The organism is Roseateles sp. NT4 (assembly GCF_051857475.1).
Lineage (GTDB): Bacteria > Pseudomonadota > Gammaproteobacteria > Burkholderiales > Burkholderiaceae_C > Pelomonas.
In genome coordinates, this window is record NZ_JBPZGZ010000004.1 from 384151 (window position 1) to 410492 (window position 26342).

Below are 26342 nucleotides of genomic sequence, written 5' to 3' on the forward strand. Positions count from 1 at the left end.
CTGTGCCAGAGTCGGCAGGCGCCACCCTGAGAGCCCATTGAAATGCCGTGCCGCCGCGATGCCTGCCTGTTGTTCTTGGCTCTGCCATGGGTGGGTGCGCGGGGCGAGGACAGGGCGCCCCTGCGCATCGGCTGGAGCGACTACCCGCCTTTCCAGTACCCCGGACCGGCTGGCCCGCAGGGTCTGGACGTCGAATTGCTCGATTTGCTGGCCACGGCCGCCGGCGAGCGCCTGCAGTGGTTGCGCCGGCCCTGGGCCCGCCAGATGACGGACGCCGCCCAGGGTGAGCTGGACCTCATCGCGTCGGCGACGCCCACGCCCGAGCGACTGGCCTTTGCCGAATTCACCCAGCCCTATCGCAACGAGCGCGTCGCCTTGTTCGGATTGGCGGGGGCGGCGCCGCTGCACAGGCTGGCGGAGCTGAAGGGGCGGTCGGTCAGGATCGGCTATATCCGCGGCGTGGCCTTTCCGGCGGCGGTGCGCCGCGAGCTGGAGGACCCGGAGCTGCAGCGGCTGCTGCAGCCGCTCTACGCCAACGACCTGACGCTGTCGGCCTTGCGGGGGCACAAGGTGGACTACGTCATCGACGACCCGGCGACGCTGCTGCTGCGTGCCGCGCGCGAACCCGGCGAGGCGCTGGAGATCGTGCTGGAACTGGCGGTGAGCCCCGTGCATCTGCTGGTGTCCAAGCGGGCGTTGGAGGCTCGGCCCGACCTGCTGACGCGGCTCAATCACGGCCTGCAGCGGGCGCGCCTGCAGCCCGAGTGGGGTCAAGCCCTGGCTCGCCATCCCGGTGTCTAGCCGGCAATCCATCTCGGCAGCGCCATCGACAGCGCCGGGATGTAGGTGGCGGCCAGCAGCGTGACCATCAGCGCGCCGTAGAAAGGCGCAATCGAGCGCATGACCTGGCCGACGCTGACGCCGCCGATGGCGCAACCGACGAATTGCGTGCTGCCCACGGGCGGCGTGTTCAGGCCGAGGGCGCAGTTCAGCAGCATGACGACGCCGAACTGCGTCGGGTCCATGCCGGCCTTCATGCAGATGGGCAAGAAGATGGGCGTGCAGATCAGGATGGTGGCCGCCATGTCCAGGAAGGTGCCCAGCGCGAAGAGCAGCACGTTCACCCACAGGAAGATCAGCCAGGGCTGGTTGCCGCTCATCTGCTCCAGCCATTCGCCCGTTTTCTGGGGCACCTCGTACAGGGCCATAAAATAGCCGAAGGCGGCCGAGATGCCGATCAGCAGCAGCACGACGCCGGTCGTCTTGCAGGCCTTGGCGCAGGCCTCCAGGAAGCCGCGCCAGGACAGCGAGCGATAGACCGTCGCGGTGACGATCAGCGCCCAGCACACGGCGGTGGCGGCCGACTCGGTGGCCGTGAACACGCCGCTGAGGATGCCACCCAGGATGATGGCGATGACGAGCAGCCCCGGCAGGGCCGCGACGAAGGCCGAGAACACCGCCGCCCAGCCGGGGAAGGCGCCATGCGTCGGGTAGCCGCGCTTGCGCGCCACGGCGTAGGCGGCGACCAGGTTGGACAGCGTCAGTAGCGCTGCCGGGATCAGGCAGGCCAGGATGAGGTTGAAGACGCTGAGCGCCGCGATGCCGGCCGTGGCCAGCACATAGATGATGAGGTTGTGGGAGGTGGGCATCAGCGCGCCGACGAGGGCCGCATGCGTCGTCACATTGACCGCGTAGTCGGCGTCATAGCCCTCGCGCTTCATGAGCGGGATCATCACCGAGCCCATGGCCGACACATCGGCCAGCGGCGAGCCGGCCACGCCGCCGAACAGCGTGCAGCCCAGCACATTGCTCATCCCTAAGCCGCCGCGCACATGGCCCACCAGGCGGTTGGCGAAGTTGACGATGCGCTCGGCGATGCCGCCATGCAGCATCAGCTCGCCGGCAAAGATGAAGAAGGGAATCGCCAGGAAGGAGAAGACCTGCATGCCGCCCACCATCTTCTGGAAGACGATGGCCATGGGTAGGTCGGCCGCAAAGGCCGTGGCGACGGAGGACAGGCCGATGGCAAAGGCCACCGGCACGCCCAAGAGCAGCAGCAGCACGAAGCTGCCGCACATGATCCAGAGTTCGAGTCCCTCCACCTCAGACCCCGGCTTCTTCGATGGCAATGCCGCGCCACAGCGCGAGCAGATGCTCGATGCAGAACAGCACGATGAGGACGCCGGAGATGACCAGGGGCAGGAAGTCCAGGCCTTCGGGCATGCCCAGCATGGGCTTGGGCTCGTCCCATTTCAGCGTCAGCCATTCCCAGCCGGCCACGGCCATCAGCACGGCGAAGGCGATGACGCCGACATGGATCAGGCCTTCGGCCACGCGCTGGGCGGCTTTGGGCAAGAGAACCACGATGGACTCCATGCCCAGGTGGCCGGCGTCGCGCACGCCCACGGCGACGGCCAGGGCCGTGATGTAGAGCACCAGCAGCAGGGCGAAGGGCTCGGTCCAGGTGGGCGAGTCGTTCAGCAGATAGCGGCCCAGCACCTGCCATTGCACGCAGATGATGAGCACGACGAGGCCGAGCACGGCGGCGCGCAGCGACCAGCGCGACAGGGCCGCGCAGAGTTGGGTGTAGGCCTTCATTTCGTGTCCTGGATGGACTTCACCAAAGCCTGAAGCTCGGGCGTGTTGACGAATTTGGCGATGACCGGCTGCACGGCCTGGCGGAAGGCCGCGCGGTCGGGCTCGACGATCTCGGCGCCCGCGGCCTTGACGGCGGCCAGGGCCTTGGCCTCCTGGGCGTCCCAGCGCTCGCGCTCGACGGCGACCGAAGCCTTGGCGGCCTCGCGCAGCAGCTTCTGCTGATCGGCCGTCAGCTTGTCCCAGATGCGCTTGCTGATGAACAGCCCCTCGGGCGTCATCGAATGCTCGGTGCGGCTGTAGAACTTCGCCGCTTCGAAATGCCGGAAGCCCTCGTAGCTGGGCACATTGTTCTCGGCCGCGTCGATGAGGCCGGTCTTCAGCCCGGTGTAGACCTCGCCGACGGGCATGGGCGAGGGATTGGCACCCAGGGCCGTCATGGCGGCCACCCAGAGGTCGGTCTGCTGCACGCGGATCTTCAGGCCCTTCATGTCAGACAGGGTCTTGATGGGCTTGCGCGCGTAGACGGAACGGGAGCCGGAGTCGTAGAGGGCCAGGCCCACCATGCCCTGGTGCTCGCAGGCCTTCAGGATCTCGTCGCCGGCCGGGCCGTCGAAGGCCTTGCGCATGTGGGCCGTGTCGCGAAACAAAAAGGGCAGGGAAGGCACCAGGGTCTTGGGGCACATCGCCGCCAACGGCGCGAGGTTGACGCGCGTCATGGCCAGCGCACCGAGCTTGACCTGGTCGATGGTCTCCTTCTCACTCCCGAGAGCCCCCTTGTTGAAGACCTTGACCGTCAGCGCGCCGCCGCTGCTCTTGGCGAGCAACTGGCCCAGGTGCCTGACGGCGACGACGGTGGGGTAGTCGTCGCTGTTGTGCACGTCAGCGGACTTCAGCTCCAGCGCGCTGGCCGAGGTGGCCAGCAGTGCGGCGCAGAGGGCGAGGGTCTTCATCTTTGTCTCCTTAGTCGACGGCGCGGTAGCGCAGCTTGGCGAAGCGCGCCTCGCCATTGCCGGCCGCGTACAGCGCCGGCCTCAGGCTGGCAAAGCCGCCCGCGGTGTTGTGGTGGTAGCCGCTGACGTCCATCTGCACCGGGAATTTGCTCCAGGGCTGGGTGGCGTCGGGACGCGAGAACAGCGTCAGCACATGGCGCACGCAGCGCAGCCTGAGCTGCATGCGCCGCGCGATGCCGGCAGGCTTGGGCACGGCGCGGATGTCCTGGCCGTAGCGGTGCAACTGGAAGCTCTTCGCGTTGGCGCCCATGCCGGCGTAGAGCCGCGGGCTGTAGAACATCAACAGGCCGACCTGCACGGCTTCGTCGAATTCCACATCGACCTCGACCTCGAAGGCCGGGTCGCCCTGAATGAAGCCCAGCGGCGGGCTGTCGCCCGGACCCTTGCCGGTGGCGGCCAGGTGCAGCCTGCCGTCGGCGATGCGCACGCGCTGGGTTTGCGAGCTGCCGCTGAGGAATTGCCAGTGCGTCTTCAGCGTCTTGCCGGCGAAGTCATCCGACAGCGCCAGGCCATGCGGCAGGGCCTGGCCGCCGACGGGCTTGGGCAACGGCGCGCCGTCATCGGCATCGACATGGAACCAGCCCTCAGCACCAAAGCGCGCCGGCGCCAGCAGCATCTGCCGGCCCAGCGTATGAAAGCTGTTCTCGTAGCCGTGATACAGCATCCACCAGTCGCCGGCAGGACCCTGCACCAGGCTGCCGTGGCCGCGCGACCACCAGCGCTCGCGCGGCGAGCGGGTGCGCATCAGCGGGTTGTGGGGCGCCTGCTCCCAGGGGCCGTCGAGCGTGCGGCTGCGCGCGGCGATGACCATGTGGCCGGTGGGCGGACCGGCCGTGCCGCCGACGGCCAGCAACATATGCCACCAGCCACCGTGGCGCAGCATCTTGGGGCCCTCGGGCGAGAAGCTCTCGACGTCCCAGTCGTCCGGATAGCGCCAGGGGTCGTAGACATGCTCGATGGGACCGGCAAGCTTGAGCCCGTCGTCGCTGAGGCGCACGCGGTCGCCACCGCTCAGGAACAGCCAGCGCTGGCCGTTGTCGTCGGCGACATGGGTGGGGTCGATGTGCCGGGGCAGGCCCAGTGGCACCGGCCGGGACCAGGGCCCTTCGATGCGGTCGGCCCACATGACGAGGATGTCGTTGGGCTGGGCCTTGACCGGCAGATAAACGTAGTAGCGGCCGCCGTGCTTGCACAGGTCCGGTGCCCAGACGCTGCCGACCGCCTCATGCAGGGCGTTGGCAATGGGCTGCCAGTTGACGAGGTCACGTGAATGCCAGATCAGCAAACCCGGCACGGCCTCGAAGCTGGAGTGCGTCAGGTAATAGTCGTCACCGTCCTTCAGCACCGACGGGTCGGGATGGTCGCCCGCCAGGACGGGATTCAGGTAATGGCCATCGCCCAGATCCGCCTTGCGCTGGCCTTCGAGACCTTTTGGCCACGGTGTGCACGGTGGCAGATAGGGCTGGCCGGGCGCGTCAGCGCAGTCGGCCGCGAAGGCGTGTGGCGCCGCAAGCAAGGCCAACAGCTCGCGGCGCAGCAGGCTCACTTCGAGACCTGGGTGAACAGCGAGGCCCAGCCGGCCTTGGGGCTCATGTCGGCGAGATTCCAGTCGGCCTCCACAAAGGCGCGTTGCGTTGGCTTGCGCTTGGGCAGACCCTCTGGGTTGTTCTGGCTCTCGTCGTCGATCAACTGGCCGCGGTCCTCGGCGATATCGGACAGCTGCTTGAAATCCAGCGGGTCGCGTGCCCAGGGCCGCGAGCCGACGTACAGGGGCAGCAGCTTTTCCAGCTCGCGCGGCGGCAGCCAGTTCAGGCCGGCCGGCAGATAGGGCTGGCGCACCGGGACGATATCGGCGCTGGTGGTGTATTTGCCCGTCATGGGCAGGGGCTGGCCCTGGCGATCGACGGCGAGGTTGTCCTGCTCGTAGAGCTGCACATCGCCCACGCCGCCCAGCGTGAAGAAGGGCAGGTTGCGTTCCGTGCCGGGGCCGGCGCGGTAGACATTGCCGGCCAGCGTGATCTTGCCGACCTGGTAGGGCCGGCCTACCCATTCGTGGGCGATGAGGTTGTAGTGGACGGCGCGCCAGCCGGGGTTGTAGATCAGGTTGTTGACCATGGCGCCCCAGACGCCGCCCTTGAACAGCGCGTTGCGCTCGCGGTTGGAGGCGTAGACATTGCCCAGCAGCAGGATCTGCGTGACGTTGTCGTGGATCAGCGAGCCCTTGCTGTGCTCGCCCTTGATGTGCACCGCCTCACCCAGACCCTCGTAGATGAGGTTGTGGCTGTAAGTGATGGCGTGCGAGGTGCGGGCGCGCCAGTCGTCGGGCGTGGCGCCCTCGAAGCGCTTGCCGCTGGCCGACAGGTTCTCGTCGGTGGCCCAGGAGAACGTGCAGTGGTCGACGATGACGCGCTCGGCGCCATCGCCGGTGGACAGGCCGTCGTGGTCGTTGCCGCTGCGCTTGGCCCGCCCGTAGGCGCCGGGCCGGATGCTGACGTGCTGCAGGATGACGTCCTTGGCGAACACCTCCAGCTCGCCCTTGACCAGGGTGATGCCCGGATCGGGTGCCGTCTGGCCGGCGATGGTGATGCGGCCCTCGCGCAGCTTCCAGCTCTTGCCGCCGAGGTCGATGACGCCGCCTACCTCGAAGACGACGATGCGTGGCCCTGGCGTGTCCAGGGCTGCCTTCAGGCTGCCGGGGCCGTCGCTGGCCAGCGTCGTCACGCGCAGGATCTTGCCGCCCTGGCCGCCGGTGGTCTGGGCCCAGCCGGCGTGGACATAGGTGGCCGGGTGCAGTGGGCCGTTGCCCTCGGCATGGCAAAGGCCGGCCGCGAGGGCCAGGGTCCAGAGCAGTCGCATGGGTGAGGGCCTGTTCACGCTACGGGGATCGGTGCGAGGGGGTCTGCGCGGGCGCAGGGCTAGACGCGCGACGCCTCCTGGGCTCGTGCCCAGGCCAGGCGCGCAACAACGCCATGCGCTCGCGCAGCCCCTCTCCCGAAGGGTTGTCACTCAAAAGCCCGCGCGCGGCGTTGCAAAGCCTCGCTGGGGATGACCCCAGCTTCGACTTCACGCCTTGCTCGCGGACTTTTGGGTGGCAACGCATCCGATTCCCGTAGTGTGAACAGGCCCTAGCCGATCAGGTCTTGCATGGCCTCGCGCGGGATCAGGGCGCCGGGATGCTGGATGACGCGTGCGGCCAGCCGGTTGCCGAAGGCCGCAGCTTCGGCCGGTGCGCCGCCGCGCAGGCGGCGGCTCAGATAGCCAGCCGCGAAGGAGTCGCCGGCTGCGGTGGTGTCGACGACGCGCGGCACGCTTTCGGTCAACACGTCCTGCCAGATCTGGTGGAGGCCGACGCGCGCCGGCAGGGCGCCGCGCTTGATGGCGATCTCGGCCACCGGCAGGGCCTGGGCGGCAGCGACCGCGGCGTCCAGGTCAGCGAGGCCGTGCAGGGCCTGGTGGTCGTCGGCCGTGATGAGGGCCACCGTGGCGGCGGCGAAGGCGCGCTGATACCAGTCGCGGGCATCGGCCACCGATTCCCAGAGCCGCGGGCGGTAGTTGTTGTCGAAGGCGACCAGCTTGCCGCTGGCCCGCATGCGGGCCATCAAGGCCAGGGCCCGCTCGCGACCGGCCGGCGGCAGGATGGCCAGGCTGATGCCCGACAGATAGAGGGCATCCAGTGCGTCGGCCTGCGCCTCCAGGGCAGTGACCGCCGCCTCGAAATAGGAACGTGCCGCCGCCTGGCCGCGCCAGTAGTGGAAGCGCCGTTCGCCGCCTTCGTCGAGTTCGATCAGGTAGAGGCCGGGCAGGCGGCCGGGCAGGCGCTGCACCAGGCCGGTCAGCACGCCCTCGGCTGCCCAGCGCTCCAGCAGGCCGGCGCTCAGCGAGTCGTCGCCCAGGGCCGTTGCGTAGTGCACCTGCAGTCCAGCACCGCCGCAGCGGGCGAGGTAGACGGCGGTGTTCAGCGTGTCTCCGCCAAAGCTCTGGCGCAGGGTGCCGAAGGCCTGGCCTTGTAGTTCCAGCATGCATTCGCCCAGGGCGGCGATGGACACCGGCCGACGCGTGGCCGAGGAAGAAGTGTTCACAAGTCAAAAATGAAACGGCGGTTCAATAAAGATAGCGCGCCTGGTTCATTTCGGGTCACATGGTTTACCCATGGCCGACCCACGGCCTGATCACTGCGCTGGCCTTTGCTGGGGCGGGGCTTCCGCCCAGGCACCCCTCTGGGGGCATGGCTGTGCTCAGTCAATGATTGGAAATTGAATATCTGAAAAACAAATAAGGCCGCGTCCGCGGCCTTATTCATATGGGTGCAGTCGCTGCTTTAGAAGCGCCTGATGATGGTCTGGCGTTGCTGGCCGGGAATCTTCACCTCCCAGCCCAGCGGCAACGGCGAGCCGAATGACACGGAGATTTCGGTGCCCACCGGCAGCCCCTTGATCTTGGTGATCCGGTTGTAAGCGCTGCCGGTCGTCGTGATCACCCAGCCGGTCGGAATGGGCGAGCCGATGGTCACGCCGATTTCGGTGCGATCGGGAACATTCTTCACCTTGGTGATGGTATTCCAAGTGCTGCCGGCTTGAGTAATCACCCAGTCTGCCGGAATGGGGGAGCCATAGCGGACATTCACGTTGGTGTAGTCGCTGACAGTTTCGACATAAGTGATCTGATTGCGGCTGCTGCCGGCATCGGTAATCACCCAGCCGCTCGGAATCGGGGAATCCGTGGTGACGTAATACACCGTCCACGCTGGCGATCCGGCCAGTTTGGTGATCTGGTTGGTGGTGCTGCCGGCCTGGGTGATGCCCCAGCCCTGCGGGATGGCGACGGCGCCAAAACCGGAGCTGAAGTAGACGTAGAGCACAGTGCCGGTGCCAAATCCCGTGGTATTGGTGATTTCCCAGCTGTTGCTGGTGGCCAGCCGGGTGACGACCCAGTTTGCGGGCACTGACGAATAAGCGGGAATAACCTGTGTCTGCTGCGCCTGCGCGGCGCTGGGTGCCAGGGTCAGGAAAGAGGCGGTAATAGCCAAAGCCGACAGGCAGGCCTTGGACGCCGTTCGTATTTTATTCAAGAAAACATTGATCAATCTAATCTCCCAATGGGTCTGAAGCGGTCCGGGATGGACTCGGACATCCTATGCCGCGTTCCTGCGGGGCTCATACCCCTAACTTTCAGACTGAAAACCTTTCCAGGTGTGCTGGATCGGGAGTTGTAGTAGCCATGCCTGGTTATCAAATACGTGCTTGTGCGTCAGGTTTTATTCAATATCGCCGGCAATGGAAGTTCTCGCCACAAATTTGAGGCCCGCCTCGAATTTATGAGATTGCCTCCGAATTTCAGCACCGCCGGCGAAGGTGAATCGGCACCTCGCGGCCGACGCGCCCTAAGCCGCGATGCTTCGCCAAGCCGCCTCGGCCAGCACGCCGGCATAGGCGCTCGGCTTGGCGTCGCGTCGCCCGGCCAGCCAGCCGCGGCAGTAGGACTCGGCACCACCCAGCACCAGCGCCGGGATCAGTTCGGTCGGCAGCTCGGTGATGAGGCCGGCGTGCACGCCCTCGGCCAGGCGGGTATCGATGGGGTCATAGCGTGCTTCCAGCCGCTGGCGCAATTCGTCGCCATAGGGGCCCTGGGCCACGGTCTCGCGGGCCATGAACAGGAAGGCCGCCAGCTCGGGCAGGGCGCTCACCCAGTCCACGTAGGCCCCGACCAGGGCGACCACCATGGCGTGCGCGTCCGCCGCAGTCTCGGTGCGCGCGGCGATGGCGCGGCTCTGGTCGTCGAAGCCGGCGAAGAACAGCGCCGCGGCCACGCCTTCCTTGTTGCGGAAGTGGTGGTAGATGGTGCCCACGCTCTGGCCGCTGCGCTGGCGCAGGTCCTCGATGGTGGCCGCCTCGATGCCGCGTGCGTTGAAGCACGGCAGGGCATGGGCCAGCACCGCGCGCCGGCTGGCGCCGCGCTCACCCGGTGAGGCGAGCTCGATGACCTGGGCGAGGCAGCTGGTGGAACCACGGGGCTTGCTCATTAGAACAATATTCTAGAATCGTCCGGCGACCACGCGAAGAGGATGAGGGCAATGCCACTGCCGAATCTGCTGGCGTCCCGCAAGGGGCGTATTGCGGCGTTCTTCCTGATGTACCTGACCGAGGGCCTGCCCATCGGCTTCGCGATGACGACGGTGGCGACCCAGCTGCGTCGCCAGGGCGTGGGCACCGCCGACATCGGCGGTTTCCTGGGCCTGGTGCTGCTGCCCTGGGCCTTCAAGTGGGCCTATGGACCCTTCATCGATCTGATCGCCTCCAAGCGTCTCGGGCCGCGTCGCGGCTGGATCCTGGGCGCGCAGTTGATGATGGTGCTGACCCTGCTGCCGCTGGCCGGCCTCGATCTCGCGACGCAGCTCGGTCTCTTCACGGCCCTGTTGGTGGTGCACAACCTCTGCGGCGCTTTGCAGGACGTGGCTGTCGACGCCATGGCCGTGACGACGCTGCACGAGGACGAGCGCGCCTTCGCCAGCGGCATGATGTTCGGTGGCCAGTCCCTGGGCGTGCTGGTGGGCGGCGGCGGGGCGCTGCTGCTGATCGGCAGCATGGGCTTCCAAGCCTGCATCGTCGTGCTCGCCCTCATCATCGCGGCCGTCATGGCTGGCGTGGTGTGGCCGATGCGCGAAGTGGAGGCGGCGGTGGAGCCCGCATCCAAAGGCCTGGCCGCCGCGGGCCACGAGGTCGTGGCCTTCCTGCGCCGGGCTCTGCAGGCCCTCGTCGGCTCGCGCCTGGCCGTGGCCGGCCTTTTGTTCGGCCTCCTGCCCATCTCGGCCATGGCCCTGGCGCGCGGGCTGCAGTCCAACCTCGCCGTCGACCTGGGGCTGTCCAACGAACAGATAGGCTGGCTGGCCACCGTCTCGCAGGCGGCCACGGCCGTTACCTGCATCGTCGGTGGCTGGCTGTCGGACCGCGTCAACCTGCGCCGCGCGCTGGCGACCTATGTGGCGCTGTTGAGCCTGCCGGGTCTGTATTTGATGTGGGAGCTGCAGCGCCAGGGCTGGGCGCCGGGCCAGGCCGCGCCGGCCGCTCTCGTCACCGCCTTCATGGCGGCCTGCGTCATCTACCAGCTGCTGTTCGGCTTCATCTACGGCGCGCGGGTGGCCGTCTTCATCGGCATCACCCAGCCGGCCGTCGCCGCCACGCAATTTGCCGCCTACATGGCCCTGACCAATCTCTCCATCACCTACAGCGTGGTCTGGCAGGGCTATGCGGTCCAGCACTGGGGCTATGCCACCACGCTGGGCCTGGACGCCCTCGTCGGCCTGAGCTGCCTGCTGCTGCTGCCCCTGCTCCAGATCAAGAAGCCCTCCCCATGAACCTCGTCATCAACGCCCTGGGTGTCCTCGACAACCCCAACATCCGCATCCAGCCCAGCGCCGGCGACCGCAGCGCCATGGCCTACACCAGCACGGGCCAGAACGTCGACGCGCGCTCGCTGGACGATGCCCGCGCCGCCGGTCTGTCGGCCGTCAACATCACGCTGGGCCATGTGGCCGGCAGCGCCGAACCCTTCGAGGCGACGGTGGGCGACATCGCCGGCTGGGATGCCTTCATCCGCGCCCGGCCCTCGGCGCTGCGCAAGGTCCACACGGCAGCCGACATCGATGCCGCCCGTGCGGGCGGCCAGATCGGTGTCATCTACGGTTTCCAGAACACCGAGATGCTGGGCACGAACAGCGACCGCGTCGCCCTGTTCGCCAACCTCGGCGTGCGCGTCATCCAGCTGACCTACAACGGCCGCAATGCCGTCGGCTGTGGTGCCACCGTGCCCGACGACACCGGCCTGAGCGCCTTTGGCAACGAGATCGTCGAGCGCCTGCAGGCCGAGAGCGTGTTGGTGGACCTCAGCCACAGCAGCGAACAGACCTGCCTGGATGCTCTGCGTGTCGCCCGCCGTCCGCTGGCCATCACCCACACGGGCTGCCGCGCCGTGGCTGACCACCCGCGCAACAAGAGCGATGCCGAGCTGCGCCTGCTGGCCGAACGGGGCGGCGTCGTGGGCCTGTATTTCATGCCCTATCTGCGCCTGGCCGGCCAGCCGATGGCGTCCGATCTCATCAACCACCTGGAGCACGCCATCCAGGTCTGCGGCGAAGACCATGTGGGCCTGGGCACCGACGGCGGCACGACGGCCATCGACGACATGGCCGCCTACCGCGCCATGCTGGCCGCCGAGACCGAACTGCGCCGCAGCATGGGCATTGGCGCGCCGGGCGAGACGCCCGACGTCAGCCTCTTCCTGCCCGACCTCTGCGGGCCCATGCAGTTCATCGAGCTGGCCCAGCTGCTGGCCCTGCGTGGACACTCGGACGCACGCATAGCCAAGATCCTCGGTGGCAACTTCCGCCGCCTGATGCAGGAGGTCTGGCAATGAAGCGACTGCTGCTTATCCTGACCCTGGTGGCCGGCATCGCGCAGGCGCGCGAGGACCAGGTCCAGATCCACGGCAACGCGGCCGGCACGCAGGCCGTCACGACGCCCGAGCCGGGCTTGACCGCCGCCGACTACCGCTACAACGACCGGGGCCGCGGCGACGTCATCCAGGCGCGCTGGCGGCTCGATGCGAACGGCCTGCCGATCAGCTACGAGGCCAAGGGCAATGACTACTGGAAGGTCGAGTTCAGCGAGAGCTTCAGCCGGGATGCCCAGGGCCTGGCGCGCTGGAAGAACCGCATCGAGGCGGGCGAGACGAAAGCCGCCGGCTTCTACCTGCCCGCCAATCCGCCGCCCGAATTTATGGGCGTGCTGGCCCGCGCGCTGCTGAGGGCACCAGGCCGGCGCCTGCCGCTGCTGCCGACCGGCGAAGCCCGGCTGGAAGGTGGCGCCGATGTCGACGCATCCGGCCGCAAGCTGACCCTGTATCGCATCAGCGGCATCGAGTTCACGCCGGTGCCGGTGTGGTTGGACGACAAGGGCGAGACGGCCGGCGTCATCGATGACTGGTTCGAGGTGCTGGAGGCCCCGCTGCTGCCGGCCCTGGCCGAACTGCAGCGCGCCCAGCAGGCGGCCGACCAGGCCTGGCATGCCAGGCTGGCCCAGCAGCACACCCACAGGCCGCAGGGCGCGCTGCTGATCCGCAATGCGCGGCTGTTCGATCCCGTCAGCGGCAGCGTGCGTGCCGGCATGAGCGTGCTGGTGCGCGGCGAGCGCATCGTGCGCGTCGAGCCCGATGCCGATCTAGAAGCGCCGGCCGGCGCCGAGGTCCTCGCTGCCAACGGCCGCTTCCTGATGCCGGGCCTGTGGGATGTGCACCAGCATTTCGCCGACGTGCATGGCGTCTTCGACCTGATCGCCGGCGTGACCAGCGCGCGCGACATGGCCAACGACAACCTGCCCATGCTGGCGCGCGTGAAGCGCTTCGACACTGGCACGGAGCTCGGCCCGCGCGTGACGCTGGCCGGCATCATCGAGGGCATCGGTCCTCTCGCCGGCCCGACCGACGTCAAGGTCGACACGCCGGAGAAGGCGCGCGCCGCGGTGGACTGGTATGCCGACAACGGCTATGCCCAGGTCAAGATCTATTCCTCCTTCAGCCCGGCCCTGGTGGCCACCGTGGCCGACCGCGCCCACGAGCGTGGCCTGCGCGTCAGCGGCCACGTGCCGGCCTTCACCTATGCGCGCGCCTTCGTCGAGGCCGGGGCCGACGAGATCCAGCACCTGAACTTCGTCCTGCTGAACTTCTTCCCCGACGTGAAGGACACGCGCACCCGGGACCGCTACACGGTGCTGGCCGAGCGCCTCGCGCAGTTCGATTTCAATGACGGGCGCAAAGCCGAGTTCAGCGACTTCGTCGCCTTCCTGCGCCAGCACCAGACCGTGCTGGACCCGACCATGGTGGTGTTGGAAGGCCTGTTCTCCGGCGAGCCCGCACGCGCCGCCCCCGCGCTGCGGCCGGTGGTGCAGCGCTTTCCGGCCGTCGTCAAGCGCCGCCAGCTGTCCGGCGCCGTCGCCGTGCCGGCGGGCAAGGAGGCCGTCTATGCCCAGGCCCTGCCGGGCCTGCTGCGCATGCTGAAGAAGTTGCACGACGGCGGCGTCACGATCATGCCCGGCAGTGATGGCTTTGCCGGCTACAGCCTGCACCGCGAGCTGGAGCTCTACGTCCAGGCGGGCATCCCGAATGCCGAGGTGCTGCGCATCGCGACCCTGGTGCCGGCGCGCGTGCTCGGCGTCGAGAAGGACCGCGGCACGCTGGTACCGGGCAAGCTGGCCGACATGATCCTCGTCGATGGCGACCCGCTGAAGGACATGGGCGACATCCGCCGCGTCTGGCGCACCCTCAAGGGCGGCCAGGTCTATGACCCCGCCGCACTGGAACAAGCTCTTGGAATGAGTCCCCGATGAACAAGATCGAACGCTTCAACAGTGGCCAGGTCGTGCCGGCCACGGTGCCTTTTCCCGAAGGCGTGCGGGTCGGCCCCATGCTGTATCTGTCGGGCCAGCTCGGCAATGTGCCGGGCCAGCTCAAGCTGGTCGAGGGCGGTCTGAAGGCCGAAGCGCGGCAGACGCTGGAGAACATCCGCACGGTGCTGCGCGGCCAGGGGCTGGATATGCAACACCTGGTGCGCTGCACCGTCATGCTGGCCGACATGGCCGAGTGGCCGGCCTTCAACGAGGTCTATCGCGAGTTCTTCGGCGCCACGCCGCTGCCGGCGCGCAGCGCCCTGGGCTGCAACGGCCTGGCCCTGGGGGCGCGGGTCGAGATCGAGTGCATCGCGACGACCGAAGCCTGACGACCTAGGGATCATCCTCAAGTCAGCTATTGGTCCTGGGCAGCGCCGGGTTCATGCTGTGCGTGCTGCGATTGGCAGCACCGCCCGGTGGAGACATCCATGGCAAGCAAGACCAAGCCCAAGGCAGACAAGGCCAAGACACCCGCGAGGCCGACCCCCAAGCCGCTGTGCAGCACGCCGCCGCGCATCAAGCCCAGCCTGCCGGCCGTCATCGCCAACGACCCGCGCCGCGCCCGCGCGATATTGAACACCCAGGGCAAGTGGCTGAACGGCACGGTGCTGCACTACTGCTTCTTCAAGACCGGCCACTACGCCGTGGCCAAGAAGCAGGCCGACGCAATACGCGCCGCCTTCGCCGAGTGGAAGGCCGTCGGCATCGGCCTGGTGTTCACGGAGGTCACGCAGATGAGCGAGGCCGAGGTGCGCATCGGCTACTCCGAGCCCGACGGCAGTTCGGCCTCGGCGGTCGGCCGCGACGTGCTGCATGTGCCGGCGACGGAGCCCACCACCGTCTACGGCTGGGACCTGACCACGCCCTATGGCCGCGGCACGGCCCTGCATGAGCTGGGCCATGTGCTGGGCATGGAGCATGAGCACCAGAACCCCTTCGCCGGCATCAAGTGGCATGAGGAAGCCGTCTACACCTCGCTGGGCAAGCCGCCCAACAGCTGGTCGCGCGAGACCACCTTCCACAACATCCTCGAAAAGCTCGACCCCAGCCAAGTGCAGGGCTCGAGCTGGGATCCCGACTCCATCATGGAGTACGAGTTCGAGCCCGGCCTCATCGACGAGCCCGAGCAGTACGACGTCAACGGCCTGGTGCCGCCCGGCAAGCTGTCCAAGGCCGACAAGGAATGGGTGCTGAAGTGGTACCCGGCCCTGGCCGCCCAGCCGCCGGTGCTGGAGGCGCGCAAAGCGGTGTCGGTCACCCTGGCCGCCGGCCAGCAGGTGGACTACCTCTTCAAGCCCACCGAATCACGCAAATATGTCGTCTCGACGACGGGCGCCACCGACACCTTGCTGGGCCTGTTCGAAGAGGTCAACGGCGTGGCCCGCTTCCTGGCCTCCGACGACGACAGCGGCGAGGACCGCAACGCGCAGATTGCCTACAAGCTCTTCTCCGGGCGCCGCTATCACGTGCGTTTGCGTCTCTACAGCGCGGGCCAGACGGGCATCACGTCAGTGATGATCAGCTGAGGCGGTTCTTTCATGCGTCACCTGGATGACGCGATTGCGCTCTGTCAAGAAGGTAGCGCATGGCGCGCTGACTGAGCAACCTGACGGTGTTGCCAGACGTCAGCGCGCTGCGATGGAGCGTCAGCCTGTGGAGCCGTCGTCCGGCCGCGGCAGCACGTCCAGGCGCCATGGTGCGCTCCAGCGGCTGGGCGCTGACGGTTCGTCGGCCGATGCCACGACCGCATCCAGCGTGCGCAGCGCGGCTTGCAGCGCCGGCCAGAACTGCGGTCCGCAGGCCAGCCGGGTGCCGTTGTCCAGCAGCAGCGTCGCGCCGTGCTTGTTGTTGGGCAATGCCTCCAACACGTGGGACGGGGCCACTGCGGTGCGGTTCTGGCAGCGCAGCATGCTGGCGGGCGGGAGGTCGTCCAGCAGCCCGCCGAGGCGGCGGTGCATGACATGCCGCCCACTGAAACCGTGCAGCAGCAGTGCCGGATGGCGGGCATCGGGCAGCTCCAGCCAGCGGATGTCGTCCAGGTCCAGGGTCGTGAAGAAGCCATGTTCCAGCACGACGAGCCGGCGCACCTCGACCCCCAAGCGGCGCCGGGGCAGGCGCATCAGCGCGGCGTTGACGCGCTGCGAACCCTCGGCGGCCAGGCAGCGCCGCACGACGTCATGCGTGAGCCAGACGATCTGGGGCGCGGGATCGTGCAGCGAGGCTGCCAGTTCCGCCGCGCCCACCGGCTTGAGGCCGGGGTCCAGCAGCATCAGCTCGGGCTGCAGGGCCAGGGTCATGGCCAGCGCCTCGGTCGCGTTGTGCGCATGGTCCAGCACCTTCAGCGCGGCGGCGTCGATGAGGCGTTGCGCCAGGGCACAGGCCGGGCTGTCGGAGCGGGCGACGAGCAGCGTGCGCATGGCGGTCAGCGGCGATGCCAGCAGTCGCAGGGTTCGGCTTGGCGCGCGGCTGAGAGGAATTCCATGGCCCGCGATCATGGGCTCGACAGCGCACTCTGCCGTTGGTCATGCGAGCCCCTTCGTGGCCTTCGTGGCGGAAGTTGTCAGCGTTGACGACGGCCGGAGGCCGGGCGGTATTCGGCGCTCGGCCCCCATCATCGGGGCAGGGCGAAGATGAGAGGTGCCTTGCCGCTGGCGCCACGCGGCAACTCGGCCACCCGGCGCACGTCCACTCGCACCGGGGCGGCGCCGCGGCCGGCAGATGCAGCGCTTCCTTGACGCGGCCCTCGATGCGCGCCAGTCGCCAAAAAGGCCGGCCGCAAGGGCTGGCGTATGGCTGGGTCGGTCACGAGGCGGTCGAACTCGGCCTTCAGCGTGGTCTTGGCCAGGATGGGCAGCTCAGCCAGGCCGCGCGGCTGGTGCCGACGCTGCCGTTCGGTGCTTAGAGCGAGCTGGCGTCCTGGCGGGCGCGTTGCAAGCCGACGCGCAGCAGCAGACCGAGTTGACTCATGCCCGGTGCTGCTCGGGGCCGGGTCGTCCGGATTCAGTTCAGCGGCAGGCCGAAGCCGTCAGCCAGGTGACGAGCTGCGGCGTCCATTCGTCCACGGCTTGGGCCAGGGCCCGCACGGCGCCGGCGGCATCGGGCGCGGCCGCGCGCTCAACGCGCCAGTGCTGCTGCACCGGACTGCCAGCACCGGCCGGCCACAGCGTGGCATGCAGGCGCAGCACGGCCTGGCTGTTGCTGGGGCTCGTGAACACCTGCTCGAACTCGTCCAGGTTGACGGTCAGCAGGGCCGCGGGTTTGCCGGCGCAGCCGGGCGTGCCGGCCAACTGCTCGCGCAGCCTTTGCGTCAACAGCGCCGGCGGCGGCGCGGCCCAGAGGCTGTCGCGGTAGTGCTCCAGACGCTGGGTCTGCTGGAAGCTCAGGCGGTAGGCGATGCCTTCGCTGGACAGCTGCGGCGGTGCGGTCACGTCGGCGATGCGCCAAGCGAGAGCCCCGCCCGCAGCCGTGGCGGCGGGCGCGGGGCCGAGGTCGTAGACGGCCTTGGGCGGCACCGTCGGCGCCAGCGAACAGGCGCTCAACGTGAGGACCGCCGCAAACAGGAGGAACGTGGTTTTCATTTCTTGATTCGATCCGCGAAGCCGGCCTCGCCGGGGCCGGGCGGCTGGGCGCCGCGACCAAAGATCAGGCTCTGCGGCTGCTCGCCCAAGGCGTCAGCGGCGCGCTCGATGCTGCGGCTGGCAGCCGACACGTCGGCCAGCACGGGGCGGGTGCGCGGCGAGGTCTCGCCGACCAGGGCGAGTTCGAGGTTGCGGCTGGTCGCCTGCACCTGGGCGGCGGCGGCCTGCAGATCGTCGAGGGCCTTGGCGCGGGTCTTGAGCTCCTGGGCCAATTGCTGGCCATCGACGGCGAGGGCCTCGATGCGCGTCAGCGCGGCCTGGGCGCGCAGGGCCGTCGCATCGGCGTCCTTCAGCAGCACGGGCAGTTGGCGGGCACCGGGCTGCAGGGCGGCCATCAGCTGGCTGGTGTCGGTGGCGGCTTGCTGCAGACCGGCCAGGGTGCGGGCGAGCTGGGCGCGGTTGTCCTCGCTGAGCAGGGCGTTGATGCGCACGGCCGTTTCGGCAAAGCCGGTGACCAGGCCGGGGCCGCTTTCGGCCAGGCGGTCCAGCAGCGTCGGGTGCAGGGCCAGGCGGGCGCCCGGTTCTGCGCGCTTGAGCGGCGATTGGGTGTCGGCCTCCTCCAGGCCGACGAAGGACAGGCCGGTGACGCCCTGCAGGCCGAGCTGGGCATAGCTGCTGGTGGACACCGGCGCGGCCGCGTCGACGGCGATGCCGACCAGGATCTGGCGCGGGTCCTTGGGGTCGAAACCTATGCTCTCGACCCAGCCGACCTCGACGCCGCGCAGCTTGACCGGCGCCTTCAGGTTCAGACCCGGCACGCCACCGCGGGCGACGACGGTGTAGTGGACGCGCTCGGTGCGGTCGCCCTGGAACCAGGCGACGGAAGCGGCCAGGCCCAGGCCGAGCAGCAGCAGAAAGAGGCCGGCGACCAGGGCGTGGGCTTTGTTTTCCATGCGGGATTAGGCGGTTTGTTCTTCGCGGAGGACGGCCGGAATGCCACTCTCGTCGCTGGTGTCGTCCAGGCTGAGGCGGAAGCGTTTCACATCATCCTCGGCGCAGCGCTCGACATGGCCGAGGAAGAAGTTGCGCACGAAGGGGTGCGGCAAGCGTGCGACTTCGGACAGCGGGCCGCTGGCAATGATGTGCTGGTCGGCCAGCACGGCGACGCGGTCGACGACGGCGAACAGTGTGTCCACATCATGCGTGACCATGACGACGGTCAGGCCCAGCTCCTGGCGCAGCCGGCGCAGCAGCTTGACGAACTGCTTGGCGCTGTCGGGGTCCAGGCCGGCCGTCGGTTCGTCGAGAAAGAGCAGCTGCGGGTCGAGGATCAGCGCCCGCGCCAGCGACACGCGCTTGACCATGCCGCCCGACAGCTCGGCGGGCCGCTTCAGCGCGTCCTCGGGCTTGAGGCCGACCTGGGCCAGCTTCAACATGACCAGAGGCTTGACCAGGTCCGGCGGCACGCTCTTGAGCTCGCGCAAGGGCAGGGCGATGTTGTCGTAGACGCTGAGCGCCGAGAACAGCGCGCCAGCCTGGAACAGCACGCCCCAGCGGTAGCGCACGCGCTCCAGGTCGCGCACCGCGCAGGCGCCCAGCGGGTGGCCGAAGATCTTGACCGTGCCGGCCTTGGGCACTTCCAGGCCGAGCAGCAGGCGCAGCAGCGTCGTCTTGCCCGAGCCCGAGCCGCCGATCAGCGCGACGACCTCGCCGCGGTGCACGGTCAGGTTGAGGTTGCGATGGATGACATGGCCGCCAAAGGCCGTCGTCACGTTGTCGACTTCGATGATGGCTTCGGGGTTGTTCATCTCAGGCCGTGTCGCGCACAAGGAACACAGCCACAGAGGCACTGAGACACAGAGAGACCTTCATCCCGCCGCCTCTGTGTCTCTGTGTCTCTGTCGCTTTGTTGGGTTTTCATCTCAGACGCCAATGTTCGAAAACAAGACCGCGAAGATGGCATCGACGACGATGACCAGCGTGATGGCCGTGACGACCGACTGCGTGACGCTCTGGCCCAGGCTCTCGGTGTTGGGCTTGACCCGCAGCCCGAAATGGCAGGCCAGCAGGGCGATGAGGCCACCGAACAGCACCGACTTGGCCCAGCCCAGCCACAGGTTGACGGGCTCGACGACGCTGGGCAAGGTATGGACGAACTGCATGGGGTCGAGCTTGAGCTCCGCGGCGGCGGCCGCCATGCCGCCGAGCAGCATCATGGCGCTGGTCCACAGGGCTACCAGCGGCAGCGAGACGGCCAGGGCAACGACCTTGGGCACCACCAGACGCACCGTGTGCGAGATGCCCATCACGGACAGCGCGTCCAGCTCCTGCGTCACGCGCATGACGCCGATCTGGGCCGTCATGGCCGAGCCCGATCGGCCCGCCACGATGATGGCCGCCAGCAGCGGCCCCAGTTCGCGCAACACCGCCAGGCCGAGGATGTTGATGACGAAGATGTCGGCGCCGTAGGTCCTGAGCTGCTTGGAGATCAGATAGGACAGGGTCAGGCCGACCAGGAAGCCCACCAGCGCCGTGATGGGCAGGGCCTGGGCGCCGGTGCGGTAGATGTTGGCCGAGATCTCGCGCCAGCCGATCAGCGAAGGCTGGCGCAGCATCTGCACGAAGTCCAGCAGCAGCCGGCCGACCAGGGCGACCAGGTCGACCGCATGGTGGGTGAAGTTCAGCACCCTGAGGTTGGCCAGCTCGATGCCGGGCTTGAGGCTGCGCTTGCGCCGGGGCAGGGCACCCGGTTGCATGAACTGCGAGAACAGCGTCACATGCTCGGGCAGCCACAGCAGGCGCTGCGGCGGCTTCAAGCCCCAGCCCTGCCACAGCGTCAGCGCGCCGGCCGTGTCCAGGCGGCCCAGGCCGCGCAGGTCCCACAGCGCGTCGGGCGTTTCCTTCACGGCGGTGGCCACGCGCTGGCGGAACTCCTCGTAGCGCTCGCGCAGGGCCAGCACCGTCCAGTCGCCGCTGACATGCCATTCGCGGGTGAGGCCCACCGCACCGCCGCCGGACTGCAGCTGGGGTTCGGCGTCGGCGCTGCTGCCGCCCACCCAGACCGGGGCGGCGTTGTCCAGGGGCAGGGCGCCGGCTTCGCTCATGCCGCAACGATAGCGCCTCCCAAGCTTTGATGAGGCAATGTGTTCTGGGGCTTGATAGCGTGCCGGCGTTGAACCTGGAGCACCCATGGACCGTTTCATCCGCCGCGCCGACCCCCGCACCCTGAGCGTGCGTGACCTGCTCGAGGCCCGGGACCAGTACCACGTCCATATCGCCAACCTGCCCACCGTCATTGGCACGGCCATCGGCCGCTACCGCATCCGGCTCAGCGACCCCAACTTCACCGACGAGCACACCGAGCAGACCGGCAAGGAGCTGGGCGCCCGCACGCTGGCCAACAGCGACTTCCGGCCCTGGTCCTGGCCCTGCGTGCTGGTCTTCGTCAGCGAATGGCTGGACCGCAGCAAGCTGTCCCGCCACCCCGAGCTGGCCGTGCCGCCGGTCCTCTACCTGCCCGACGGCCGCCAGGTGCGCACCTGCCCCGTCCTCGTGCAGCGCCGCGTCTCCAATCTGCCGCCGGCCGACACGGCCCTGTACGCGGCCGACAAGTTCGGCCCCAATTTCCAGGTCCATGTGGCCGACCAGGGCGCGACCCGCATGGGCGTTGCCTCCGCCGTCGTCGAGGACGGCGCCTGCGCCTTCGCCCTGGTCAGCCGCCACCTGACCTCGGGCACCGAGCCCGGCGCGCCGGTGTTCGCGCTGCCACGCGGCAAGAAGGTCGGCATCGGCCACATCACGGCCCACGGCGTCGATTCGCTGCCTCTGGCCGACATCTATCCCGGCTTTGCCGGTCGCGACACCAAGCTGACGCTGGACGCGGCCCTGGTCAAGCTCGACAGCGTCGGCTCGACCAACTCCCAGTACCTGGGCGTCGGCGGCTTCGGCCCCGTCATCGACCTGAGCTCCGACAAGATGAGCCTCAACCTCATCGGCTGCCCGCTGTTCACGGTGCTGCCCGGCGGCATGCGCACCGAAGGCTGCGTGCACGGTCTGTTCTACCGCCACGCCAGCATGGGCGGCGTGGACTCGCTGGCCGAATTCCTCATCGGCCCGCGCCGCGCCGGCGAAACCGTGCAGACGCGGCCGGGCGACTCCGGCGTCACCTGGTTCTGGGATGAGATGGCCGACCGCGGCCCCAAGGACGCCGGCCTGCCGCCGCCCACCGCCTTTCGCCCGCTGGCCGTGCAATGGGGCGGCCACGGCTTCGGCACCCTGAATTCCAGCCGCGCCACCGAGTTCGCGCTGGCCACCGGCTTCAGCTCGCTGTGCAAGGCGCTGAACGTCGAGCTCGTCGAGGACTGGCGCAGCGGGCAGAGCCGCTACTGGGGCAAGGTCGGCCACTACAACATCGGCTTCGCTGCCTGCTTTGCCCTGCAGACGAGCAAGGCCAAGGCCGTCTTCAAGGCCAACGCGCAGGCCATCGGCGTCAGCGACGCGGACATCGTCGCCGGCAAGCTGCCCGCCGCCACGCAGACCAGCCAGTTCATCGCCCTGGCCGACGTGCCCGACCTGGTCTGGCGCCGCACCCGCGGCAAGGACAAGGCCAACCATTTCGCCGACATGGACGAGGCCGGCCGCGACGCCTTTGCCGGCAAGACGCTGATGCAGCTGTGGCAGCAGGCGCCGGCCACGCGCGATCCCCAGGTCTGGGACCAGTTCTACAGCAGCATCGACCCCGCCCGCAAACCCGAGCATCGCGGGGCGCTGCCTTTCCGGGTGGCCGAGCTCTACAAGGTCATGGTCCAGGCCGTGGCCGCCAAGCAGCTGGACGCCTATATCTGCGCCGCCGGCGTGCTGGCCCACTACATCGGCGACGCCTGCCAGCCCCTGCATGTGTCCCAGTTCCACCACGGCCAGGCCGACGACGACACCGACGACGCCGTGCATGCCGTCTACGAGGACGACATGCTGAACCAGGCCGCCGACGAGGTCGTGGCCGGCGTCGGGCAGCGCGTCGCGGCTGCGCCGGTGCGCCCGCTGTTCAAGGGGCCCATGGCGGCGGCCGACGCCATCGTGCAGCTGATGCGGCGCACCATCACGGAGCTGCCGCCGACCGAGATCCTGGAGGTCTACCAGCGCGTGCACGGCCGCGGCCAGGCGGCGGCCATGTGGTCGGCCCTGGGCGAGCGCACCCTGAACCGCATGGCCGACGGCGCCGTGACGCTTGCGACCGTCTGGCAGTCGGCCTGGAAGGAAGGCAAGGGGGAGCAGAACTTCACCCTGGCCGCGTGCAAGGTGGCGGTGCCCACGACAAAGCTGAAAAAGCTCTATGACACCAAGGGTTTTGCCGAATCCCGCTGGTTGAAAGAGATGACGCTGGCTGATCTTTCGTGAAGGAATCCCCGGGGTAGAGGGGGCTCGCTACCATCGCCTTTGAACCTCCTGGCGCCCCGCCGGGACTCATGGGCAATGGAAACCCGCAGGCGAGCATGTTGAAGTGGCCCAGCATCAGGAAGCAAAAGCGTGACGACGCCCCGGCGGCGCCGGTAAGCGCTGTCCGTGGCCCGGCCGCCGAAGCGCTGGAGCTGGCCCTGTTGGAGGGCATCAAGCGCGGCCAGCGGGCCGAATTCGATGCCCTTTACCGCCTCTACCACCCCCGGCTGTGGCGCTTTCTGTCGCACTTGATGCGCCAGGCCGACGCCATCGAGGAGGCGTTGAACGACACCATGATGGTGGTCTGGCAGCGCGCCGAGGGCTTTGACGGGCGCAGCAAGCTGTCCACCTGGATCTTCGGCATCGCCTACCGCAAGGCCCTGAAGGCCCTGAGCCGCCAGGACCTGCCGGTCGACGGCGACGAGGTGGAGGAAACGTCCGACCCGGGGCCGGGGCCGGAACAGCAACTGGGCCTGGTCCAGTTGCGGGGGCGGCTTCGACAGGCCATGGCCGAGCTGTCGCCCGAGCATCGCGCCGTCGTGGAGCTGTGCTATTTCCACGACATGGCCTACGCCGAGATCGCCGACATCGTCGGCTGCCCGGCCGAGACCGTGAAGACGCGCATGTTCTATGCACGGCGCCGGCTGCGCCTGCTGCTGGACGACCTGGCGGGGCTGGAGCAAGGAGAACAATGATGAGTGTGGTGATTCCCATGGAGCATGACGAGCACGCCGCCGTGCAGGCCCTGCTGCCCTGGTATGCGCGGGGCCAGCTGGGCGAAGACGAGACCGGCCAGGTGCAGCGCCATCTGCTGCACTGCCAGGCCTGCCGCAACGAGCTGGCGGCCGAGCAGCCCATGCAGACCTTGCTGAGCGTGGCCGGCACGCCGGACGCCGGCGGCGACGTCGAAGCCGGCCTGGCCCGCATGCATGCGCTGATGGACCCGCCCAAGTCCAAGGGCAAAGCCGCCAGCCTGCCGCGTTGGATGCCCTGGGCCCTGGGCCTGCAGGGCGCGGCTGTCGCCCTGCTGCTGGTCCTGGTGCTGATGCCGCGCCAGGAAGATCAGGCCGCCTACCAGGGCCTGTCCGCCGCCGGCACGGCACCGGTCGTGGCGGATGCCCTGGTCATGTTCAAGCCCGGCACCACCGAGAAGGCGGTGCGCGAGCTGCTGCGCGCCCAGGGCGCCGGCGTGGTCGCCGGCCCGACCGAGACCGGTGCCTGGCTGCTGCGCGTCGATGCCCGTGGCCTGGCGGCCCTGCGCACGGCGCCCATCGTTCAAATGGCCGAGCCGCTGCAACCGGGACCGGCACGATGAAGCTCTGGCTGAGCCTGCTGGCCCTGCTGCTGAGCTGCTTCGGCAGCCCCGCGCGCGCCCAGGCCGAGGAAGCCCAGCGCCAGGTCCTCGTCATGCTGCAACTGCCCAAGGCCCATTACCGGCCCGACGGCAGCTATGCCGGCACCTATGGCGAAGGCGTGGGCCGGCAGTCGCGCCAGCAGATCGCCCAGGCCCTGGCCGACGCGCACAAGCTGGAAATGCGCAGCGAATGGGCCATGCCGCTGGCGGGTGTGGATTGCTTCGTCATGCGCCTGCCCGAGGGCGACACGCGCAGCCCTTCCAAGGTCGCCGAGGCCGTGGCCGAGGACAAGCGCGTCGCCTGGGCCCAGCCCGTCAGCCTGTATCGCGCCCAGGGCAGCGAGCAGGAGCCGCTCTACCCGGCCCAGCCGGCGGCCCGCCAATGGCATCTGGCGGAGCTGCACCAGCTGGCCACCGGCAAGGGCGTGCGCGTGGCCATCGTCGACAGCGGCGTGGAGACCAGCCATCCCGACCTGGCCGGCCAAGTCGCCTTCAACGGCAATTTCGTCGACGACCGCGCGGTGCCGCCCGAGGGGCATGGCACGGCCGTGGCCGGCATCATCGCGGCGCATGCCGACAATCGCCTGGGCATCGCCGGCATCGCGCCCCAGGCCAAGTTGCTGGCCCTGCGCGCCTGCTGGCAAGCGGCCCAGGCAGGCAGTAGCCAGACGCTGTGCACCAGCCTCGGCCTGGCCAAGGCCCTGTACGCGGCCATCCAGCAAGGGGCCCACATCATCAACATGAGCCTGGGCGGGCCCGACGACCGCCTGTTGGCCCTGTTGATTGACCAGGCCCAGGCGCGCGGAGCCACCGTCGTTGCGGCCATGCCGGGTGAGAACGGGCCTTTTCCGGCCAACCATCCGGGTGTCCTCGTCGTCGGCAGCGCACCGCCGCTGCCGGCCGGCGTCGTCATCGCACCGGGCCGCGACGTGCCCAGCACTGCGGTCGGCGGCGGCTGGTCGCTGGTAACGGGGTCTTCCTTCGCGGCCGCCCATGCCGCCGGCCTGCTCGCTCTCGTGCGCGAGCTCGACGGCACGCGCGGCACCCTGGCCTTGAAGACGGCCCTGGTCACGGCAGCCCAGGGACGCATCGACAGCTGCGCCACGCTGGCCCGCCATGCCGGTACGCGCGCTCCCACCTGCACGACGCAAGGACTGACTCCGGACTGATGCCTCCTGCGCAACTGGCCCGACTGACGACGCTGGTCGCCACGCTGTGGGCCTGCGCGGGCGGAGCCTGGGCCGATATCGGCGGCACGCTGTCGCTGCAGACGGATGCACGCGAGCGCGGCATGTCCTACAGCGCCAACAAGCCGAGCGCGCAACTGGGCCTGGCCTGGGATGGCGACGCGGGTTGGTATGGCGGTGCGCAGCTGGGCCATGCGCGCTTCTCGCAGCATCAGGGAGCGGCGCTGCAACTCTATGGCGGCCGTGTCTTTGGCGTGGCACCGGGCCTGGACGGCGAGGCCGGCGTCGTTGCCCACGCCTACGAGAACGTGTCGAGCTACGACTACCAGGAGGTCTATGCGGGCCTGCTGGGCGAACGCTGGAATCTGCGCGCCTATTTCTCGCCCGACTACTACGGCATCGGCCAGCGCAGCCTCTACACCGAGTTCAACCTGCGCTGGCCCTTGGCGCCGCGGCTCGCGGCGCTGGGCCACGTCGGCCTGCTGCACGGCTCGGGAGAACCGCCCTCCTATGTCGAGTCACGCGGCTCGACGCGCCTGGACCTGCGCGTCGGCGCCTCCTGGCAATTGGGTGCGAGCAGCGAGTTGCAGCTCGTCTGGATCGCGGCCGGCCGCGGCGGTCCCTACACATGGACAGACGCGACACGGCGCCGAACGGTGGTGCTGGGTCTGACGACAGCTTTCTGACCCCTAGCTTCTCTTGAACCCGCGCTGAGCGGGCCGGCACTCACGGCGCAGTGAGTT

25 protein-coding genes are annotated in these 26342 nt (G+C 68.8%); 12 read left to right on the forward strand and 13 right to left on the reverse strand.

Going from position 1 to position 26342, the window contains the following annotated elements:
- Window positions 1–42: 42 nt before the first annotated feature.
- Complete coding sequence (locus ACS5PN_RS24875) at window positions 43–801, forward strand: substrate-binding periplasmic protein (protein WP_439466713.1); 759 nt, start codon at window positions 43–45, stop codon at window positions 799–801.
- Here ACS5PN_RS24875 and ACS5PN_RS24880 read toward each other — a convergent pair.
- The 8 genes from ACS5PN_RS24880 to ACS5PN_RS24915 all read right to left on the reverse strand — a co-directional run bounded on the left by ACS5PN_RS24880 (window position 798) and on the right by ACS5PN_RS24915 (window position 9627).
- Window positions 798–2078: a TRAP transporter large permease gene (locus tag ACS5PN_RS24880; protein ID WP_439466927.1), complete on the reverse strand. Its 1281-nt coding sequence runs from the start codon at window positions 2076–2078 to the stop codon at window positions 798–800. The two genes, ACS5PN_RS24875 and ACS5PN_RS24880, sit on opposite strands and share 4 nt — an antisense overlap.
- 25 nt (window positions 2079–2103) lie before the next feature.
- Complete coding sequence (locus ACS5PN_RS24885; protein WP_439466714.1) at window positions 2104–2598, reverse strand: TRAP transporter small permease; 495 nt, start codon at window positions 2596–2598, stop codon at window positions 2104–2106.
- Window positions 2595–3548 carry a TRAP transporter substrate-binding protein gene (locus ACS5PN_RS24890; RefSeq protein ID WP_439466715.1) on the reverse strand — a complete coding sequence of 318 codons (954 nt, stop codon included), beginning with the start codon at window positions 3546–3548 and terminating at the stop codon, window positions 2595–2597. Before ACS5PN_RS24890 ends, ACS5PN_RS24885 begins: the two co-directional genes overlap by 4 nt.
- A 10-nt stretch (window positions 3549–3558) precedes the next feature.
- Window positions 3559–5154, reverse strand: a complete 1596-nt coding sequence (locus ACS5PN_RS24895; protein WP_439466716.1) for a family 43 glycosylhydrolase — start codon at window positions 5152–5154, stop codon at window positions 3559–3561.
- Window positions 5151–6464 (reverse strand): pectate lyase family protein, encoded by a 1314-nt coding sequence (locus ACS5PN_RS24900; protein ID WP_439466717.1) that lies wholly within the window; start codon window positions 6462–6464, stop codon window positions 5151–5153. The genes ACS5PN_RS24895 and ACS5PN_RS24900 overlap by 4 nt, the downstream gene beginning before the upstream one ends.
- Before the next feature lie 269 nt (window positions 6465–6733).
- On the reverse strand, window positions 6734–7687 hold the full coding sequence (locus ACS5PN_RS24905) for a sugar kinase (protein WP_439466718.1): 954 nt from the start codon (window positions 7685–7687) through the stop codon (window positions 6734–6736).
- Window positions 7688–7926: 239 nt separating this feature from the next.
- The gene (locus tag ACS5PN_RS24910) at window positions 7927–8691 is read right to left on the reverse strand and encodes a hypothetical protein (RefSeq protein ID WP_439466719.1); all 765 of its coding nucleotides are present in this window, start codon (window positions 8689–8691) and stop codon (window positions 7927–7929) included.
- Window positions 8692–8988: 297 nt separating this feature from the next.
- Complete coding sequence (locus tag ACS5PN_RS24915) at window positions 8989–9627, reverse strand: TetR/AcrR family transcriptional regulator (RefSeq protein WP_439466720.1); 639 nt, start codon at window positions 9625–9627, stop codon at window positions 8989–8991.
- 51 nt (window positions 9628–9678) lie between these two features.
- Between ACS5PN_RS24915 and ACS5PN_RS24920 the strand changes: the two genes are divergently transcribed.
- From ACS5PN_RS24920 to ACS5PN_RS24940, 5 genes are all read left to right on the forward strand, one after another.
- Window positions 9679–10959, forward strand: a complete 1281-nt coding sequence (locus tag ACS5PN_RS24920; protein ID WP_439466721.1) for an MFS transporter — start codon at window positions 9679–9681, stop codon at window positions 10957–10959.
- A complete protein-coding gene (locus tag ACS5PN_RS24925) occupies window positions 10956–12017 on the forward strand; it encodes a dipeptidase (RefSeq protein WP_439466722.1) in 1062 nt (353 codons plus the stop codon). Before ACS5PN_RS24920 ends, ACS5PN_RS24925 begins: the two co-directional genes overlap by 4 nt.
- Window positions 12014–13984 carry an amidohydrolase family protein gene (locus ACS5PN_RS24930; protein WP_439466723.1) on the forward strand — a complete coding sequence of 657 codons (1971 nt, stop codon included), beginning with the start codon at window positions 12014–12016 and terminating at the stop codon, window positions 13982–13984. Before ACS5PN_RS24925 ends, ACS5PN_RS24930 begins: the two co-directional genes overlap by 4 nt.
- The gene (locus ACS5PN_RS24935) at window positions 13981–14373 is read left to right on the forward strand and encodes a RidA family protein (RefSeq protein ID WP_439466724.1); all 393 of its coding nucleotides are present in this window, start codon (window positions 13981–13983) and stop codon (window positions 14371–14373) included. The genes ACS5PN_RS24930 and ACS5PN_RS24935 overlap by 4 nt, the downstream gene beginning before the upstream one ends.
- A gap of 99 nt (window positions 14374–14472) precedes the next feature.
- Window positions 14473–15570, forward strand: a complete 1098-nt coding sequence (locus ACS5PN_RS24940) for a hypothetical protein (protein WP_439466725.1) — start codon at window positions 14473–14475, stop codon at window positions 15568–15570.
- A 120-nt stretch (window positions 15571–15690) separates the two neighbouring features.
- Here ACS5PN_RS24940 and ACS5PN_RS24945 read toward each other — a convergent pair whose 3' ends face one another.
- Entirely contained in the window at window positions 15691–16461 is a 771-nt protein-coding gene (locus ACS5PN_RS24945) for a hypothetical protein (RefSeq protein ID WP_439466726.1), read from the reverse strand.
- Window positions 16462–16790: 329 nt separating this feature from the next.
- Here ACS5PN_RS24945 and ACS5PN_RS24950 point away from each other — a divergent pair, with 329 nt between their 5' ends.
- Window positions 16791–16946 (forward strand): hypothetical protein, encoded by a 156-nt coding sequence (locus ACS5PN_RS24950; RefSeq protein WP_439466727.1) that lies wholly within the window; start codon window positions 16791–16793, stop codon window positions 16944–16946.
- A gap of 103 nt (window positions 16947–17049) precedes the next feature.
- On the opposite strand, the gene ACS5PN_RS24955 is transcribed toward ACS5PN_RS24950, so the two are convergent.
- From ACS5PN_RS24955 to ACS5PN_RS24970, 4 genes are all read right to left on the reverse strand, one after another.
- Window positions 17050–17622: an ABC-type transport auxiliary lipoprotein family protein gene (locus ACS5PN_RS24955; RefSeq protein ID WP_439466728.1), complete on the reverse strand. Its 573-nt coding sequence runs from the start codon at window positions 17620–17622 to the stop codon at window positions 17050–17052.
- Window positions 17619–18575 carry an MlaD family protein gene (locus tag ACS5PN_RS24960; RefSeq protein ID WP_439466729.1) on the reverse strand — a complete coding sequence of 319 codons (957 nt, stop codon included), beginning with the start codon at window positions 18573–18575 and terminating at the stop codon, window positions 17619–17621. Before ACS5PN_RS24960 ends, ACS5PN_RS24955 begins: the two co-directional genes overlap by 4 nt.
- Window positions 18576–18581: 6 nt before the next feature.
- Entirely contained in the window at window positions 18582–19430 is an 849-nt protein-coding gene (locus ACS5PN_RS24965) for an ABC transporter ATP-binding protein (protein ID WP_439466730.1), read from the reverse strand.
- A 114-nt stretch (window positions 19431–19544) separates the two neighbouring features.
- Window positions 19545–20726 carry an MlaE family ABC transporter permease gene (locus tag ACS5PN_RS24970; protein ID WP_439466731.1) on the reverse strand — a complete coding sequence of 394 codons (1182 nt, stop codon included), beginning with the start codon at window positions 20724–20726 and terminating at the stop codon, window positions 19545–19547.
- Between the two features lie 85 nt (window positions 20727–20811).
- On the opposite strand from ACS5PN_RS24970, the gene ACS5PN_RS24975 reads away from it, so the two are divergent.
- From ACS5PN_RS24975 to ACS5PN_RS24995, 5 genes are all read left to right on the forward strand, one after another.
- Window positions 20812–23019, forward strand: coding sequence for a hypothetical protein (locus tag ACS5PN_RS24975; RefSeq protein WP_439466732.1), 2208 nt, complete (start codon window positions 20812–20814; stop codon window positions 23017–23019).
- A 95-nt stretch (window positions 23020–23114) separates the two neighbouring features.
- Complete coding sequence (locus ACS5PN_RS24980; RefSeq protein WP_439466733.1) at window positions 23115–23753, forward strand: RNA polymerase sigma factor; 639 nt, start codon at window positions 23115–23117, stop codon at window positions 23751–23753.
- Complete coding sequence (locus ACS5PN_RS24985; RefSeq protein WP_439466734.1) at window positions 23753–24373, forward strand: zf-HC2 domain-containing protein; 621 nt, start codon at window positions 23753–23755, stop codon at window positions 24371–24373. The genes ACS5PN_RS24980 and ACS5PN_RS24985 overlap by 1 nt, the downstream gene beginning before the upstream one ends.
- Window positions 24370–25581, forward strand: a complete 1212-nt coding sequence (locus ACS5PN_RS24990; RefSeq protein ID WP_439466735.1) for a S8 family peptidase — start codon at window positions 24370–24372, stop codon at window positions 25579–25581. Before ACS5PN_RS24985 ends, ACS5PN_RS24990 begins: the two co-directional genes overlap by 4 nt.
- Window positions 25581–26285 carry a TorF family putative porin gene (locus ACS5PN_RS24995; RefSeq protein WP_439466736.1) on the forward strand — a complete coding sequence of 235 codons (705 nt, stop codon included), beginning with the start codon at window positions 25581–25583 and terminating at the stop codon, window positions 26283–26285. Before ACS5PN_RS24990 ends, ACS5PN_RS24995 begins: the two co-directional genes overlap by 1 nt.
- Window positions 26286–26342 lie beyond the last annotated feature (57 nt).